This window comes from Arthrobacter globiformis NBRC 12137, from assembly GCF_000238915.1.
GTDB classification, from domain to species: Bacteria; Actinomycetota; Actinomycetes; order Actinomycetales; family Micrococcaceae; genus Arthrobacter; species Arthrobacter globiformis.
Genome location: NZ_BAEG01000101.1, coordinates 1 through 14,211, shown reverse-complemented (window position 1 = coordinate 14,211; position 14,211 = coordinate 1). Strand labels below are relative to the sequence as shown.

Genomic DNA, 14,211 nt, shown 5'->3' with positions numbered 1-14,211 from the left:
CCGCCGCTACCCGGCGGGACGCACGCTCGGTCACCCAGCGCGCCAGCCACGCCGCCACAGAACGGTCGGTCACACTGCGCCCGGCCCCGGACTGCATGACCTATTTGACGGCGCTGCTGCCCGCCCATGAGGGCGTCGCAGTCTACGCGGCCCTGACCCGGCACGCGGACACCCTCACGTCCGTCGGCGACCCCCGCAGCCTGGGACAAATCAGGGCCGACACCCTCGTCGAACGGACCACCGGGACCCCCGGCGGCATCACCGGGATCGACATCAGCCTCGTCATGACCGACCGCACCCTACTCCAAGCCGACACCGAACCCGCCCGCCTCGCCGGCTATGGTGTTGTCCCCGCCCAGTGGGCACGGGAGCTCCTCAACCCGGAACGCGCACAGGGACGCGGCGAAGGACAGGGGCGGCGCCCGAAGGGTTCGGGCCTGCAGGATTACACCCGGGCAACCGCTGGCGGCGCTGCCGACTCAAGCGCTTCCGGCTCAAATGCGTCGGAATCAAACGTGTGCGGCTCAACCACCGGCCCAAAGGACGCGGTGAAGGAACTGAAGATCTGGCTCCGGCGGCTCTACACCGCCCCGAACACCGGCGACCTGGTAGCCATGGACTCGCGCAGGCGCCTCTTCCCGCCAAAGCTGCGCCGCTTCATCCAGGTCCGCGACGACACCTGCCGCACCCCCTACTGCGACGCCCCCATCCGCCACCACGACCACATCATCCCCTGGCACAACGACGGCCCCACCACCCTGGCCAACGGCGCCGGGCTCTGCGAAGCCTGCAACCACACCAAAGAACTCCCCGGCTGGACAACCCAACCCAGACCCGGCCCCAGGCACACCATCGAACTCACCACACCCACAGGCCACACCTACCACTCCACGGCACCGCCACTGCCGGGAACGCCACTGCCCGGATCTGGACTGGCTGGAACGCCCGCTGGCGCCCCGATTCTGCCAGGCGTCGTGGGCTAAGGCTCTGCGAGCGCTGATGCCTGCGCGCGCCGCGCCTGTGAGACACTCGGTGTCATGCGCGAACTCGTCGTCCTTGGAACCGCATCGCAGGTGCCGACGCGGACGCGCAACCACAATGGATACCTGCTGAGGTGGGATGGCGAGGGCCTCCTCTTCGACCCCGGCGAGGGCACCCAGCGGCAGATGATCCATGCGGGTGTTTCCGCCAACCAGATCACCCGCATCTGCCTGACCCATGTTCACGGTGACCATTGCTACGGGCTTCCCGGCGTGCTCTCCCGCATGGCCCTGGACGGCGTGAAGCACCCGGTTCACCTGCACTATCCGGCTTCCGGAGAGGACGTTGTCCGGGCGCTCGTCTCCGTGGCCTCGCCCGGCATCGATCTTCGCCTGCAACCCCACTCCGACGCCGGGGAGATTGCCCCGGGGCTCGAAGTGCGGCCCTTGCGCCACCGCATTGAGACCTATGGCTACCGGCTGACCGAGCCGGACGGCCGGACCATGATGCCGGAGCGGCTGGCGGCGGCGGGGATCACGGGCCCGGACGCGGGCCGCCTGCAGCGGGAAGGAGTCCTGCGCGGTGTGCGGCTTGAGGACGTCAGCATTCCGCGTGCCGGCCAGGGCTTCGCCTTCATCATGGACACCGCCCCGTGCGAGGGGGCCGAGGACCTGGCCGACGGCGTCGACCTCCTCGTCACGGAATCCACCTTCAGTGATGACGACGCCGCTTTGGCGGCGCAGTATGCGCACCTGACTGCCGGGCAGGCCGGGGATCTCGCCGCCAACAGCGGAGCCGGAACGCTGGTCCTCACCCACTTTTCCTCCCGGTACGGCGACGTGGAAATCCTGGCCCAACAGGCACGGGCCCGCTCAGGAGGGACCGCCGTCGTACCTGCCAATGACCTGGACCGGATCAGCCTTCCCAAGCGGCAGCGGACTCCGTCCTGACCCGCGGCCGGAAGACGCCTGCAGAAAAAGTAGAATTAACCGGACATGCAATGTTCCTACTTTGATGCCGCCCGCTGCCTCTCCTGCACCCATATGGGCAGGCCCTACGACGAGCAGCTGGCCGGCAAGCAGCTGCACTGCCAGACGCTCCTCTCCGGCCACTCGTCCCTAGAGTGGCTGCCGCCTGCGGCGAGCCGCGAGTCCGGCTTCCGCAACAAGGCCAAAATGGTGGTGGGCGGAACGGCCAAAAACCCCACCATCGGGATCCTTGATGCCGAGGGCCGCGGCGTGGACCTGCGCGAATGCGGCGTCTGCTCACCCGGGCTCCTCGCCTGCTTCCCTGTCCTCGCGGCCTTCATCAGCCAGGCCCACCTGACGCCGTACGATGTCCCGCGGCGCAGCGGCGAGCTCAAGCACCTCATCATCACGGAGTCGCCCGACGGCGAGATCATGCTGCGTCTGGTCCTGCGTTCGGAAAAACTGGTGCCGCGCATCCGGCAGCACCTCCCCACCCTTCTGGCCGCCCTGCCGCAGGTGAAGGTTGTCTCGGTCAACCTGCATCCGGAACACAAGGCTGTCCTGGAAGGCGACCGCGAGATTCTGCTGACCGGGCAGTCCACGCTGCGGATGCGCGTCAATGACCTCGACCTCCACCTCCGGCCGCAGAGCTTCTTCCAGACGAACAGCGACATGGCAGCGGCGCTGTACCGGCAGGGAAGCGAGTGGGTCAACGAACTGGCGCCGGCGTCGGTGTGGGATCTTTATTGCGGTGTCGGCGGTTTTGCCCTGCACTGCGCCGACCCGTCCCGCGACGTCACCGGCATTGAAACCAGCCGCGAAGCCATCGTTTCGGCCAGGCTCAGCAGTGACGAGGCGGGCCTGCAGCGCGTGGACTTCCAGGCGGGCGACGCCACCGCCTTTGCGGTCGCCGCGGACCAGGCGCCCGAACTGGTTATCGTCAACCCGCCGCGGCGCGGCATCGGCAAGGAACTGTGCGGCTGGCTGGAATCGTCGTCCGTGCGGCATGTGGTGTACTCCAGCTGCAATGCGCAGTCACTGGCCCGTGACCTGGCGGCACTCCCCTCGTTTACGGCCCGACGGGCACGGGTGCTGGACATGTTCCCGCAAACCACGCACTACGAAGTGATGGTGCTGCTCGAGCGGTCCTGACCGGTCCGCATTTCTTGATCCGAACATCGGCAAAAGTTTCTCCGGTCTTGAGGTCCCCGCGGGAAAGTGTCCGGTAAGCCGCACAGCAAGGTCGCGGCACGGACAGACGGGCGGGGCATGCAGGGGACAGCAGCAGGCGGTGGGAAGTGACCGGCCCGGACGACATCCCTGTCCTGGACGCCGGTCCGCTGCAGGTCCTTGCCGCCGAGGTGGGCTCCGCTTTCGCGGAGGCCTTCATCGATGACTACCTGCAGATGTTGCCGGAGCGGGCGTCGAAGATCCTCCGTGCCCTGGCCGGCGGTGACCCGCGGATGGCGGCTGACGCCGTCGTGAGCCTGCGGGCGACGTCCGCCATGGCGGGCGCGCTGCGGCTGGAGCGGTGCTGCAAGGAACTGGAATCGCGCATCCGGCGCGGGCAGCGGCTGGAGCCCGATGCTGTCAGGGCAGTGCTGTACGCGAATATCCGGCTGCTCGTGCGTGAGGCCGGACGCCAGGGGTACCTCCCGCAGTCCAGGCCCAAGGGCCAGGGCTAAGGCCCAGGGCTGAGGACGACGGCGGGTACCCGGCGGACGGACCAAAATCCCCGAATCCCCGGTCTCCCGCGGACGTAGAATCGTCGGACAAGATCGCCTGAAGAGCAGCCGGCAGGCTGAACCGTTTACAGGAGGATTCCCATGAGCCGCACGAGTACCAGTCCGCTTGCCCCAGTCGCCGCCACAGCAGCACAGACCATCTTCCGCGTGGGCCTGGGCGGCGTCCTCATTGCCCACGGCACCCAGAAGCTCTTCGGCTGGTTCGGCGGCGGCGGGATCGAGGGCACCAGCAAGGGCATGCACGCCATGGGGTTCCGGCCCGCGAAGCCCAGTGCGGTCCTCGCTGGCCTCGGCGAAGCGGGCGCCGGCCTGGCTCTGGCGCTGGGACTTGGCACTCCGGCCGCCGGGGCAGCTGCCGCCACCACCATGGGTGTTGCGGCCAGCGTGCACGCCCCCAACGGGTTCTTCGCCACGGAAGGAGGCCTTGAATACCCGGCCGTCCTGGGACTTGCGGCGTCATCCTTCACGATTGGCGGGCCGGGCAGCTTCTCCCTTGACTCCGTCACCGGCCATGTCCTGGACCGCCCCTGGATGCGGGCCGTGGCCCTGGCCGTCATTCCGACGGCCATTGCCATCCAGGTGTACCGCCGGCAAAAGGCCCTGGCCCACGACGCGTCCGGACCCGACGCCGGGGAGATCGCGGACGCCGTGAGCTAGCCGACCGTTAGACGTACTTCTTGAACCACGCCAGTGTGTCGTTCCAGGCGGCAGTTGCCTGCTGCTCGTTGTAGCGTTCACCGGTGTCGTTGTGGAAGGCGTGGTCGACGCCGGGATAAACCTTGAGCTGGTTGGGCACGCTCGTGGCCGCCAGGGCATCCCTGAGTTGCGGCATGGGGCCGGTGATCCGGTCGTCCAGTTCTGCGTAGACACCCAACACCGCAGGCTTAATGGACGGCACCTTGTCCAGATCAGGGGCCGGACCGTAGAAGGCCGACGTCGCCTTGAGGCCGGTCATCTCCACCGCCGACTGCCAGGTGATACCCCCGCCAAAGCAGTAGCCGGTCATGGCAATGCGTCCCTGCTCCACGAAGGCCTGCTTCTGCAGGTAGTCGAATCCCGCGCCAAAGTCCGCAACGTGCCGCTGAGCGCCGGCCTGCGTCAAGGCTCCCGGAACGGCATCGCGGTCCAGGCTCGCGGTGCCGCCTTCCCTGCTCAGGAGGTCGATTGCCAGGGCCGCGTAGCCTTCCTTCGCGAAGCGCCGGGCCACGTCCTGGATATGGGGTGTCAGTCCCCGGTTCTCGTGGCAGACCAGCACGGCGGGGCCGGGCTTCCCGCCTTCTGGCCGGGCGAGGTACGCACTGATCTCGGTGCCGCCGGACGGGAACTTCACTGTCGACGTCGTAATTCCGGCTGCCCCCTCGGGGACGGACAGCGGGCTCTTCGCCCCCGGGACGGCGCCTCCGGTGGCGGTGCCGGTGGCGGTGCCGGTGGCGGTGCCGGTGGCGGAGCCCGACGTCGGGGTGGGGGTGGGCATGGGATCGGTGCTGCGCGGGACCTCCTGGGGTGTGCAGCCAACGAGGAGCATCGCGGCGGACGCGGCAGCCATGCTGCCGGTGATGAACGCGACCCGGCGTGTGAAGGTGTGTTGGCTCATGGCCCCGGCACGGTAGTCGTCGAAAAATTCCTCGATCAGGTACTTCTCAAACCTGCCAAGCTGGGTCATCACGGCCTCCTGGAGTTTTTGCCGCTATCCTCCTCCGAACGCCAAGGCCAGACAAGCCGCCAGATGGCGACCCAATGCCTGCTATTTCTGCGCACTGCCTTTCAGGCCCTTGGCATAGGCGGCCTGCCCCGCGTGCTGAAGGCAGTCCGCAATTGTGCTGACTAGCCGGACGCCGAAGGTGACCGGCGGGTCCCAGCGGGTATCGACGACGCGGTCAAGGTCGTCGTCGCCGAGCGTGGTTAGAACGTCCGCGGTCTGCCGGTGGACCGCCTCGTAGTACTCAGCGAGCAGCTCCCGCGGGGCCCTCACGGCGTCGACCTGGTCCGACGAGTGTCCGTAGCCGGTGTCCCGTTCTGGAAGCGGCAGGCCGAACCTGGCGGCAAAGCCCTGCGAGGTCCAGACCTGTGGCAGCCCGGCCGCCGAGGCCACCTGCACGTCCTCTATCCGGCTGAGGTGCCAGACGAGCCAGGCAATGGAGTTGCCGCTGCCCGCGGGCCGGCCGACCAGGCTCGCGTCGTCGAGCCCTTCAAGCGTGGCATCCACGATTTCGCGGATGCGGCCAAAGGCGTCCAGCAACAGGTCGTTGGTTTTCAAGGGGTCCCCTTACATTTGGCTGTGGGCGGCGACGGCGGGATCAGAACCGATGCGGGCACCCTAAGGGTGAGCGGGCCACCTGGACCATTGGTATGACTTCGGGAAGCCATGCGCCCAACACGGCCAGCGCAATAGCCCAGGTTGTTCCCTGCCGTTTCGGGCCCGCTCACTGATAGTGGCCCCGGGACCATTTCACATCACGACGCGGGCCGGGCGCCAGCGGTTTTGCGCGCGGGACACTTTGACCTCTCGGAAGCCGGGCTGACGGCGCCTTCCGGCGTGAGCCCGCCGGGGCTACGATTTTGCCTGTCGTACCCGCCAACCGGCACCGGTCCGGCAGGCCAGAGCACAGAAGGGGAAGCGCGGTGAGCAGGGAGACCAGGCAGAGCGGACCGCACTGGCGGCGGGTGATGGCGGCTCTCGCCAACCGTGACGCGCGGACCGCCTACGCGCAAATAGTGCTGGGAGCCGGTCCCACCGGCGTTCCTTCGGCTCCGGGCGGGCAACGGCGCGACCGGGCCATCGCCGCCCTGCTCGACGCAGGCCTTGTGGAACGGACCGCCGGCAATGAACTCGAGGCCTCCGAGTCGATCTTCCGCGACCTCCTCACGCAGCAGCCCAAACGCCAGCCGCAGACTGGGGTGGCCCGGTTCATGCGTCTTGGCCGGATCGACAGGTATCCGGCCAACCAGGCGGAGCGGCGGGAACTCCTGGCCTGGATCGCCGGCGAGACCTTCGAGCCGGGCGAGGAGCTCACCGAACGGAAGGTCAACGAACGGCTCCTGAGCTACACCGACGATGTGGTGCTGCTGCGCCGGTACATGATCGATTTCGGCGTGCTGGAGCGGACGCCGTCGGGATCCTCCTACGTTCGCCCCAAAGCCGGATAGGCTCAGTTGCCCCGCGCCTTGCGGGTGGCGGCATCATTGGCCTTCTGGAGCGCCTCGACAAGTTCGTCCTTGTCCATCTTCGAACGTCCTTCGACGTTCAGCTCCTGGGCCAGCTTGTACAGGTGCTCCTTGGAGGCGTTCGCGTCCACGCCTCCCGCGGAGGGCGCCGATGAATCCAGTCCCTCGGCCGCATGCTGGTCGGAGGGGCCGCGCTTCTCCTTCGGTTCCCAGTGGTCGCCCACCTTTTCGTAGCTGTGCTTGAGGGAAGCGAAGGCTGTCCGGGCAGCCCGGCTCTCGTCATTGTCATAGGACTCCAGCGCCGAATCGTAGGTCTTGGCGAAGGTATCCTGGGCTTTCTGCTCCGAACGCTGCAGGGTCGAGGGAAGCTCTTCCTTGCGGGCGTGATCGTTCTTGCCAGTCTTGGGCATGCCACCCACGCTCCTTCATCAACAGACATTCGTGCAGATGAAACCAGCTTGGCACCGATGCCGGGCTTTCGCATCGGTCTTCCCCTTAGAGCTCCGCATCAGTGCCTGGTACTGGGCATCCGCAGAGTACTAGGCATCCTCGGAATCCAGATCAAGGTCCGGGATGTCCAACAGGCCCAGGTCCTCCAGCACCGTTGCGTCCCCGTAGGTGTTCGCAACGCACCGGACCAGGGCAGGCGGCACGCGGAAATGCGTGTCGATCGTCAGGATCCCCTGCTCGGCAAGTGCTTCCAGTTGGTGCATGGCCGCGGCCTTCAGTGACTCGACCGTGGCCCTTTCCTCTGGCGATGCACCCGTCCGGGGGTCCAGCACGGAGTCCGTCCGCGGAGGATCCTCCGAGGAGGCCGCCAGCAGAATCGAGGCCACCGTTGCGGCAACGAGGACTTCCCACGGCTGCTCAGGGTCGTAACCGAGCACGGAGGCCGCGAGGAACTGGTCGACGAAGAACACCAGTTCCTCCAGCCGGTCCGAGGTGTTGCCGGCCTGGAAGACGGCGGAGGCCGGCGAGGGCACCGCCTTCGTTGGGCTGATCTTGATGAGTTCGGTGCGGGCCAGCGCCTCCCACGCCTGCGCCAGCAGCGGCACTTCATACATGCTGCGGACTGTCGGGACGGGCTGTTCCGAACGGCCCTTTCCGGCCTGCGGGGCGCCGGCCTGTTTGGGCCCGCCTCTGACTGTCAGTCCGAAACATGCCGCCGCCGCTTCGATGTCTTTCGTCCGGAGCGCCCCGGTTGCAGTCACCGGCTTTGCGTCGCCGATCCACTGAAGCAGGGCCGTCGTCCGCTGGACCAGCGGCAGTTCCGAGAAGACCTGGAGCGCGTCATCGTCGGAAACGACCGGCACGTCTACGAGGCTAAAATCATCAGCCTCCCCCAGAAGGCCGTTGAGCAGGTCAATGACGTCGGCGAGCTGTTCCGTTGAACCTGACCACCGGTCAGTGTCCCCGAGAAAGTCTACGAACCCGTGCACGGCGGCGATGACAAACTCACCGCGGTCATCCTCTTCGTCTACCGCAGGCGAGGCGAGGTCGGCAGCGAGAGCATCCGCCAGGATCACAGGATCAAGGCGTGTCAGGTCAGCAGCGGCCACACGGTCCATGTAACGGCCCATAACGCTTTCTATGACTGCCAGGCACTCGAGGGCGGTGGCAGCAGCACCCGGAGTACCGTCGTCGAACCACCGGACAAATGCCGGCGCGAGCGAGTCGACTGCCCGCCCGGCCCGGAAAGAGCTCAGCGAAGCGGGCGAAGAGCCGCGTGCGGCGGAACGTCCCGGGCCAGCGGGGCCCTTGCGCTTGTTCCGGTTCCTGCCGTTCTTGCTCATGCTGCCCCTGACTGATTGTGCGGTGGTTCTTACGACGACGGTACTGACCATTCGCGCGGCGTGCCACCAGGCGCGCTGCACCCAGGGGCGTGCTTCTGGCCACTAGGACCCCAGCGTCAGGCTGCGGTTCCGTCCCTGGTAGAGGCGGCGGTAGCTGGAGGGCGTGGTGTTGAGTTCGCGCATGAAGTGGAGCCGGAAGTTGGCTGCCGTTCCCAGACCCGACCTGGCCGCGACTGCCTGCACGGTCAGGTCGGTCGTTTCGAGCAGGCGGCAGGCCTCGGCAATGCGCTGGCTGGTCAGCCAGCGCAGCGGTGTTGTTCCCGCCTCTGCCAGGAATTTGCGCGCGAAGCTGCTGGGCGCCCAGCCTGCATGGACGGCCATATCGATGACGGTCAGCGGCTCAGCCAGATGCTGCCTTGCCCAGACGCAGGTCTCGGCGAAGTGGGTCAGCGGCGCGGCAACGGCTCGTTCAATGAATTGCGCCTGACCGCCCTCGCGGTGGGGAGCCACGACCATCCGCCGGGCGATGCGGTTCGCTGCCTCGGTGCCGTGGTCTTTGCGGACCAGATGCAGGCACAGGTCGATCCCGGCCGCCACACCGGCGCTGGTACTGACGCCGCCCTCGTCGATGTACAGCACCCCGGCGTCGACGGCGACCGCCGGGTGCAGAGTCTGGAGGCGCTGGGCGTTTCTCCAATGCGTTGTGGCGCGTTTCCCGTCAAGGAGTCCGGCAGCCGCGAGCGCGAATGCCCCGGTACAGACGGACACCATCCGGGCCCCGTTTCCCGCAGCCTCGCGGAGCGCCTCGCAGACCCCGGCCGGAGGGTCGTTGAGAGGGCTGAACCCGGGCACAACAATGGTGTCGGCTGACAGAAGGGCCTCGAGCCCCGCAGCCGCGTGGATGGCATACCCGGTTGTGGTCGGGACCAGGCCAGGTTCGGCGGCGCAGACACTGAACGAGTACAGTTTCCGCTCGTCCTCATGGCCGAAAATCTGCGCTGGAATCGCAAGGTCAAAGGCGACGACGTCCGGCAGTGCCAGCGCAACGACACGGTGCATGAGGCCACTGTACCCACGCAGCCGCGGGTCGGACCCCTGACGGCAGGATCCTTTTCATGCTGGCAATTTTTACCACTCCCCCGGGCTGGTTCCGAGGGGCAGTCTTAACCCGTGATCAACTTTCGACCCTCCCCGGCGCCGCTGCCCGCCATGACCGCTCCCGCAGATGCACGAAGCACAACGCCGCGCCGCAGGCTTCGCACCCTGGGTATTGCGGTCGCCACTGTGGCAGGCCTCCTTCTGACGTCCACGGCCACCAACCTCGCCATGAACCAGGCGGAGCGGTCCGCAACCGTGCCGTACGGGCAAAGGGTCCAGACAAGCCACGGAGCCCTCAACGTCGTGCACACACCAGGGAACGGCCGGACCGGACAATCCATCGTGCTGCTCAGCGGCCTCGGTACTCCGGCTCCGGCGGTGGACTTTGCACCGCTCATCCGGGAGCTCGGGGACTACGACGTCGTCGTCGTGGAAGGCTTCGGCTACGGGTACAGCGACCAGCCCCCGCTGGAGCGTAGTGTCGAAAACATCACCTCCGAGCTGCATGAGGCCCTGGCAAAAGCGGAAGTGCCCAGACCCTACGTTATCGGCGGCCATTCCATCGCCGGCTTCTACACGCTCGCCTACGCCAACCGGTACCCGACCGACGTCGTGGCCGTCATCGGCATCGACCCCACAGTTCCCGCCGCCGGGAAAATCCACACGGACCAGACCAGCGTCCCCGCGGGCGGCATCAACTGGGAAGGCCTGGTCGCTGCCAGCGGCCTGCTCCGCTGGGCCACCATGCTTGCACCAGGCCTCGTGGAACCGGACGGCACCGCCTACACGTCCGGTGAGCGGGATCTGATCCGCAAGATGGCCAACTGGAACTTCGGCAACGCATCCGTCCTCGACGAGACCAGCCGGATCGCCGACAACGCCCGCAAGGTGCAGGCAATGCGCTACCCGGACGATGTCCCCGTGCTAACGTTCCTCGCGACGGCGAAGGAGCCCGCTCCGGACGCCGCGCTGCACGAGAGCCGGCTGCAGAACGTCCGGCACCACGAAATTGTGCTGGTCCCCGGCGGACACTACCTGCACTGGACCCACGCGCCGGCCGTGGCCAGCAAGATCAAAGCCTTCCTGACCGCCACTGCGCCCGGAATGCGCTGACGCGTCGTTCCAATCCCGCCAGCGTCCCGCACGTGCCTAGCTGGATTTCTTAGCTGAGCGCCTGCTGCCCGTGGCCAGAAATGTCGCGACTCCGAGGATGAATGCTGTAGAGAGGGCCGCCGCATTGGAGGGCAAGGCGCCGGCGCACCGTTCCCCTCATTTTGGGGGGTGAGACCAAAGTTCCTGCGGGTCGGCCCCCACTTTTTCCTAGGGCTCGACACAGACAGTGGGATCGTCCTGAAGCTGAAGGTTGGGGAGACCTCACTCAGGGCAACCGGCCCGATGCATTCCCCAGCTGCAGCGGTCACACGCCTAGTCCAGCCACGGTCTGAAGCAGGTCTCAAACATGCGCGATCAACAAAGAACTGGGGCGTTGACTCGCGCCAGGGCTACCAAGCTGTCCTCCCGGCGCCCGGTGCGGAAACGCCGCCGCGCCTGGAGTGGCCTTCTGTCAGCAGTCCTTGCATTCGCCGGGCTGTCCGTCAGCGGAGTCGCCGCCGCGGACGTCGGGACGATTGGCCACGATACGCTTCGAACCGGATGGGACAGCAACGAAAGCACACTCTCGCCGTCGTCCGTCTCGTCCTCGAACTTCGGCAAACTGTTCTCCACGCCGGTGGACGGGCAGGTCTACGCCCAGCCGCTCGTTGTAGGCGGCACCGTGATTGCCGCGACGGAGAACAACGCGGTTTACGGGCTGGACAGTATCACGGGGGCGACGAAGTGGCAGCGTTCTGTCGGGCCGGCCTGGCCGGCGTCGACCGTGAGCTGCGGCGATCTGACGCCCAATATCGGCATCACGTCCACGCCGGTCTTCGACCCGGCGACCAACAGCGTCTTCCTGCTGGCGAAGACGAACGACGGAGCCACCCCGCAACTCCCGCACTGGTACATGCACTCCCTCGATCCGTCGACCGGGGCAGAGCGGGCCGGGTTCCCCGTCCTCATCAGCGGCGCCCCCACCAACGATCCGACCCGCCCGTTCAACGCGATGACCGCCATGCAGCGGCCCGGACTGCTGCTGATGGACGGGGTGGTGTACGCGGGCTTCGCCAGCCACTGCGACTACACCCCCTTCGTCGGGTACGTCATCGGCGTGTCCACCAGCGGACGGCAGACCACGATGTGGGCCACAGAGTCAGGCAACGCCAATGCGGAGGGCGGGATCTGGCAGTCCGGCGGAGGCCTGGTCTCCGACGGTCCCGGTCAAATCCTGTTCGCCACCGGGAACGGCATCTCCCCGAAGGCTGGCCCGGGCAAGACCCCGCCCAGCACCCTGGCGGAATCGGTTGTCAGGGTCCAGGTAGGAAGTGACGGCAACCTGAGCCCAACCGACTTCTTCAGCCCAGCCAACAACCTCAAGCTGGACCAGAACGACACCGACCTGGGTTCCGGAGCGCCGGTTGCCATTCCTGACGGCTACGGCACGCCCGAACACCCGCACCTGCTGGTTCAGGTCGGCAAGGACGGCCACGTATATCTGCTGGACCGGGACAACCTGGGCGGCATGGGGCAGGGGCCGGACGGAACGGACGCAGTCCTCGACGCGGCCGGACCTTACAACGGGGTGTGGGGACGGCCCGCGTTTCTCGGGACGGGCGACGGCGGGTATATCTACACGGTCGAGAACAGGGGGTTTCTGCGCGCCTTCAAGCTTGTGCCGGACAGCACGGGCGGGATCAGGCTCGCATCCGTCGGCACGTCAACGGGCACGTTCGGGTATACGTCCGGCGCGCCAGGGGTGACCTCTTCCGGCACGGACGGGTCCTCCGCCCTTGTCTGGGCGGTCTACTCCACAGGAGGAACCGGGGTCAGTGCGGAACTGCGGGCCTACCGAGCCCTCCCGGACAGCACCGGCTCCCTCCAGCAGGTGTTCAGCGCCCCGATAGGTACGGCCGCTAAGTTCTCCTCGGTGGCCACGGACAACGGTCGGGTGTACGTCGGCTCCCGCGACGGCCACGTGCATGGCTTTGGCGCCCCGACAACCGCAGCTGTAGGCGCGACGGACACTGACCTGGGCACGGCCGAAGTGGGCGCCTCCCAAACCGGCAACGTCACCGTCACCGCCACCCGGGCGGTGACGGTCAGCTCGGTCACAACAGGGGCGCCGTTCGGGATCGGAACTACCGGCAGCCCGACCGGGACGCTGCAAAGTGGCGAGAGCCTGACCGTTCCGATGACCTTCTCGCCGACAGCTCCCGGGCAGGCTGACGGCACACTGACGGTAAAGACGGCCGACGGCGAGACCGTGCTCCTGGGCATCCACGGCGTGGGCACAAAGGACGGACTGGGCGCCACCCCGGCCGCACTCCAGTTCACCAACGTGCCGACTCTGACCAGCAGCCGCCAAACCGTCAACATCGTCAACACCGGTACCACCGTCATCGAGATCACCGGCGTAACCCTGCCGGCCAGCGCTGAGCTTACCGCCGACGCGGCCATGCTGCCGGTGGTGGGCCAGCAGATCCAGCCCCTCGCTTCGGTTCCGGTGTCGGTGACGTTCAGTCCGACGACGGCGGACCCGGTGACCGACTCGCTGGTCATCACCAGCGACCGGGGATCCGTGACCGTGCCGCTGACTGCAACCGCCGTTTCCGGCGCGGCGCACCTGGAGATGCCGCCGTCACTGGACTTCGGGGACGTCCCGGTGGGAACATCGGCCACGGCGGACTTCACCATACAAAACGACGGCAACATCCCAATGACGATCACCAAGGCGAAGGCGCCGCAGGGTGTCTTCTCGACTACCGCCCCCATCTCCGAGGGCATCACCATTCCACCCGGTGAGTCCGCCTTCCAAAGCGTGACCTTCACGCCGGCGGCCCTCGGGCAGGCCGGCACGCAGGACACCTTCTACCTGATCACCGCCGATGACGGCCAGGGCGAGCTGAAGGTGATGCTGACCGGCAACGGCACCGACGATCCGATCGCTGTCAAGGCATACCAGATCGGCGCCGGCCGCCCGTCGTCGTCCCTAGGGCGGGCTCTCACTGATCAGTACGCCGTTGCGGATGGAAAGTGCCAGGACTTCGTCACCGGGATAATCTGCTGGTCGCCGGCGACAGGTGCACATGAGGTCCATGCCGCGGTCTACACCAGCTACAAGGCCGCGGGCGGCGCCGCTGGCATGCTCGGATTCCCGACCACCGACGTGAGGATTACGCCGGATGGGGTGGGGCGGTACAGCCACTTCTCCGGTTCGGATGGGGCCTCGATCTACTGGTCCCCCAAGACCGGCGCGCACGAGGTCCACGGTGCGGTCCGGGCCAAATGGGCATCCCTGGGTTGGGAGAAAGGCCCGCTCGGCTACCCCCTGACTGACGTGACGGTCACAGCGGATGGCGTAGG

The 14,211-nt window shown here is 67.1% G+C and carries 13 protein-coding genes; 8 read left to right on the top strand and 5 right to left on the bottom strand.

The genetic code is table 11. The annotated features are described in order from the left end of the window. The 5 genes from ARGLB_RS20260 to ARGLB_RS20240 form a co-directional block, all read left to right on the top strand. A partial coding sequence (locus ARGLB_RS20260; protein WP_004565693.1) for an HNH endonuclease occupies positions 1–983 on the top strand: 983 nt, incomplete at its 5' end. A 54-nt stretch (positions 984–1,037) separates the two neighbouring features. Next, on the top strand, positions 1,038–1,931 hold the full coding sequence (locus ARGLB_RS20255) for a ribonuclease Z (protein WP_004565692.1): 894 nt from the start codon (positions 1,038–1,040) through the stop codon (positions 1,929–1,931). Between the two features lie 45 nt (positions 1,932–1,976). Beyond that, on the top strand, positions 1,977–3,101 hold the full coding sequence (rlmC, locus tag ARGLB_RS20250; protein WP_004565691.1) for a 23S rRNA (uracil(747)-C(5))-methyltransferase RlmC: 1,125 nt from the start codon (positions 1,977–1,979) through the stop codon (positions 3,099–3,101). A 146-nt stretch (positions 3,102–3,247) separates the two neighbouring features. Next, on the top strand, positions 3,248–3,634 hold the full coding sequence (locus ARGLB_RS20245; protein ID WP_004565690.1) for an Hpt domain-containing protein: 387 nt from the start codon (positions 3,248–3,250) through the stop codon (positions 3,632–3,634). A gap of 141 nt (positions 3,635–3,775) precedes the next feature. Further along, positions 3,776–4,351: a DoxX family protein gene (locus ARGLB_RS20240; RefSeq protein WP_004565689.1), complete on the top strand. Its 576-nt coding sequence runs from the start codon at positions 3,776–3,778 to the stop codon at positions 4,349–4,351. A 7-nt stretch (positions 4,352–4,358) separates the two neighbouring features. On the opposite strand, the gene ARGLB_RS20235 is transcribed toward ARGLB_RS20240, so the two are convergent. Beyond that, on the bottom strand, positions 4,359–5,357 hold the full coding sequence (locus ARGLB_RS20235) for a dienelactone hydrolase family protein (protein ID WP_004565688.1): 999 nt from the start codon (positions 5,355–5,357) through the stop codon (positions 4,359–4,361). Between the two features lie 81 nt (positions 5,358–5,438). Further along, positions 5,439–5,951: a mycothiol transferase gene (locus tag ARGLB_RS20230; RefSeq protein ID WP_004565687.1), complete on the bottom strand. Its 513-nt coding sequence runs from the start codon at positions 5,949–5,951 to the stop codon at positions 5,439–5,441. Positions 5,952–6,316: 365 nt separating this feature from the next. Here ARGLB_RS20230 and ARGLB_RS20225 point away from each other — a divergent pair, with 365 nt between their 5' ends. Further along, positions 6,317–6,841, top strand: coding sequence for a DUF2087 domain-containing protein (locus tag ARGLB_RS20225; RefSeq protein WP_004565686.1), 525 nt, complete (start codon positions 6,317–6,319; stop codon positions 6,839–6,841). 2 nt (positions 6,842–6,843) lie between these two features. Here ARGLB_RS20225 and ARGLB_RS20220 read toward each other — a convergent pair whose 3' ends face one another. The 3 genes from ARGLB_RS20220 to ARGLB_RS20210 all read right to left on the bottom strand — a co-directional run bounded on the left by ARGLB_RS20220 (position 6,844) and on the right by ARGLB_RS20210 (position 9,711). After that, a complete protein-coding gene (locus ARGLB_RS20220; protein ID WP_004565685.1) occupies positions 6,844–7,269 on the bottom strand; it encodes a ChaB family protein in 426 nt (141 codons plus the stop codon). A gap of 129 nt (positions 7,270–7,398) precedes the next feature. Continuing rightward, positions 7,399–8,652 carry a hypothetical protein gene (locus tag ARGLB_RS20215; RefSeq protein WP_043419999.1) on the bottom strand — a complete coding sequence of 418 codons (1,254 nt, stop codon included), beginning with the start codon at positions 8,650–8,652 and terminating at the stop codon, positions 7,399–7,401. Positions 8,653–8,754: 102 nt separating this feature from the next. Continuing rightward, positions 8,755–9,711: a GlxA family transcriptional regulator gene (locus ARGLB_RS20210; RefSeq protein WP_004565683.1), complete on the bottom strand. Its 957-nt coding sequence runs from the start codon at positions 9,709–9,711 to the stop codon at positions 8,755–8,757. A gap of 111 nt (positions 9,712–9,822) precedes the next feature. Between ARGLB_RS20210 and ARGLB_RS20205 the strand changes: the two genes are divergently transcribed. Both ARGLB_RS20205 and ARGLB_RS20200 read left to right on the top strand, forming a co-directional pair. Further along, a complete protein-coding gene (locus ARGLB_RS20205; protein ID WP_004565682.1) occupies positions 9,823–10,863 on the top strand; it encodes an alpha/beta fold hydrolase in 1,041 nt (346 codons plus the stop codon). Positions 10,864–11,236: 373 nt separating this feature from the next. After that, a partial coding sequence (locus ARGLB_RS20200; protein WP_004565681.1) for an ASH domain-containing protein occupies positions 11,237–14,211 on the top strand: 2,975 nt, incomplete at its 3' end.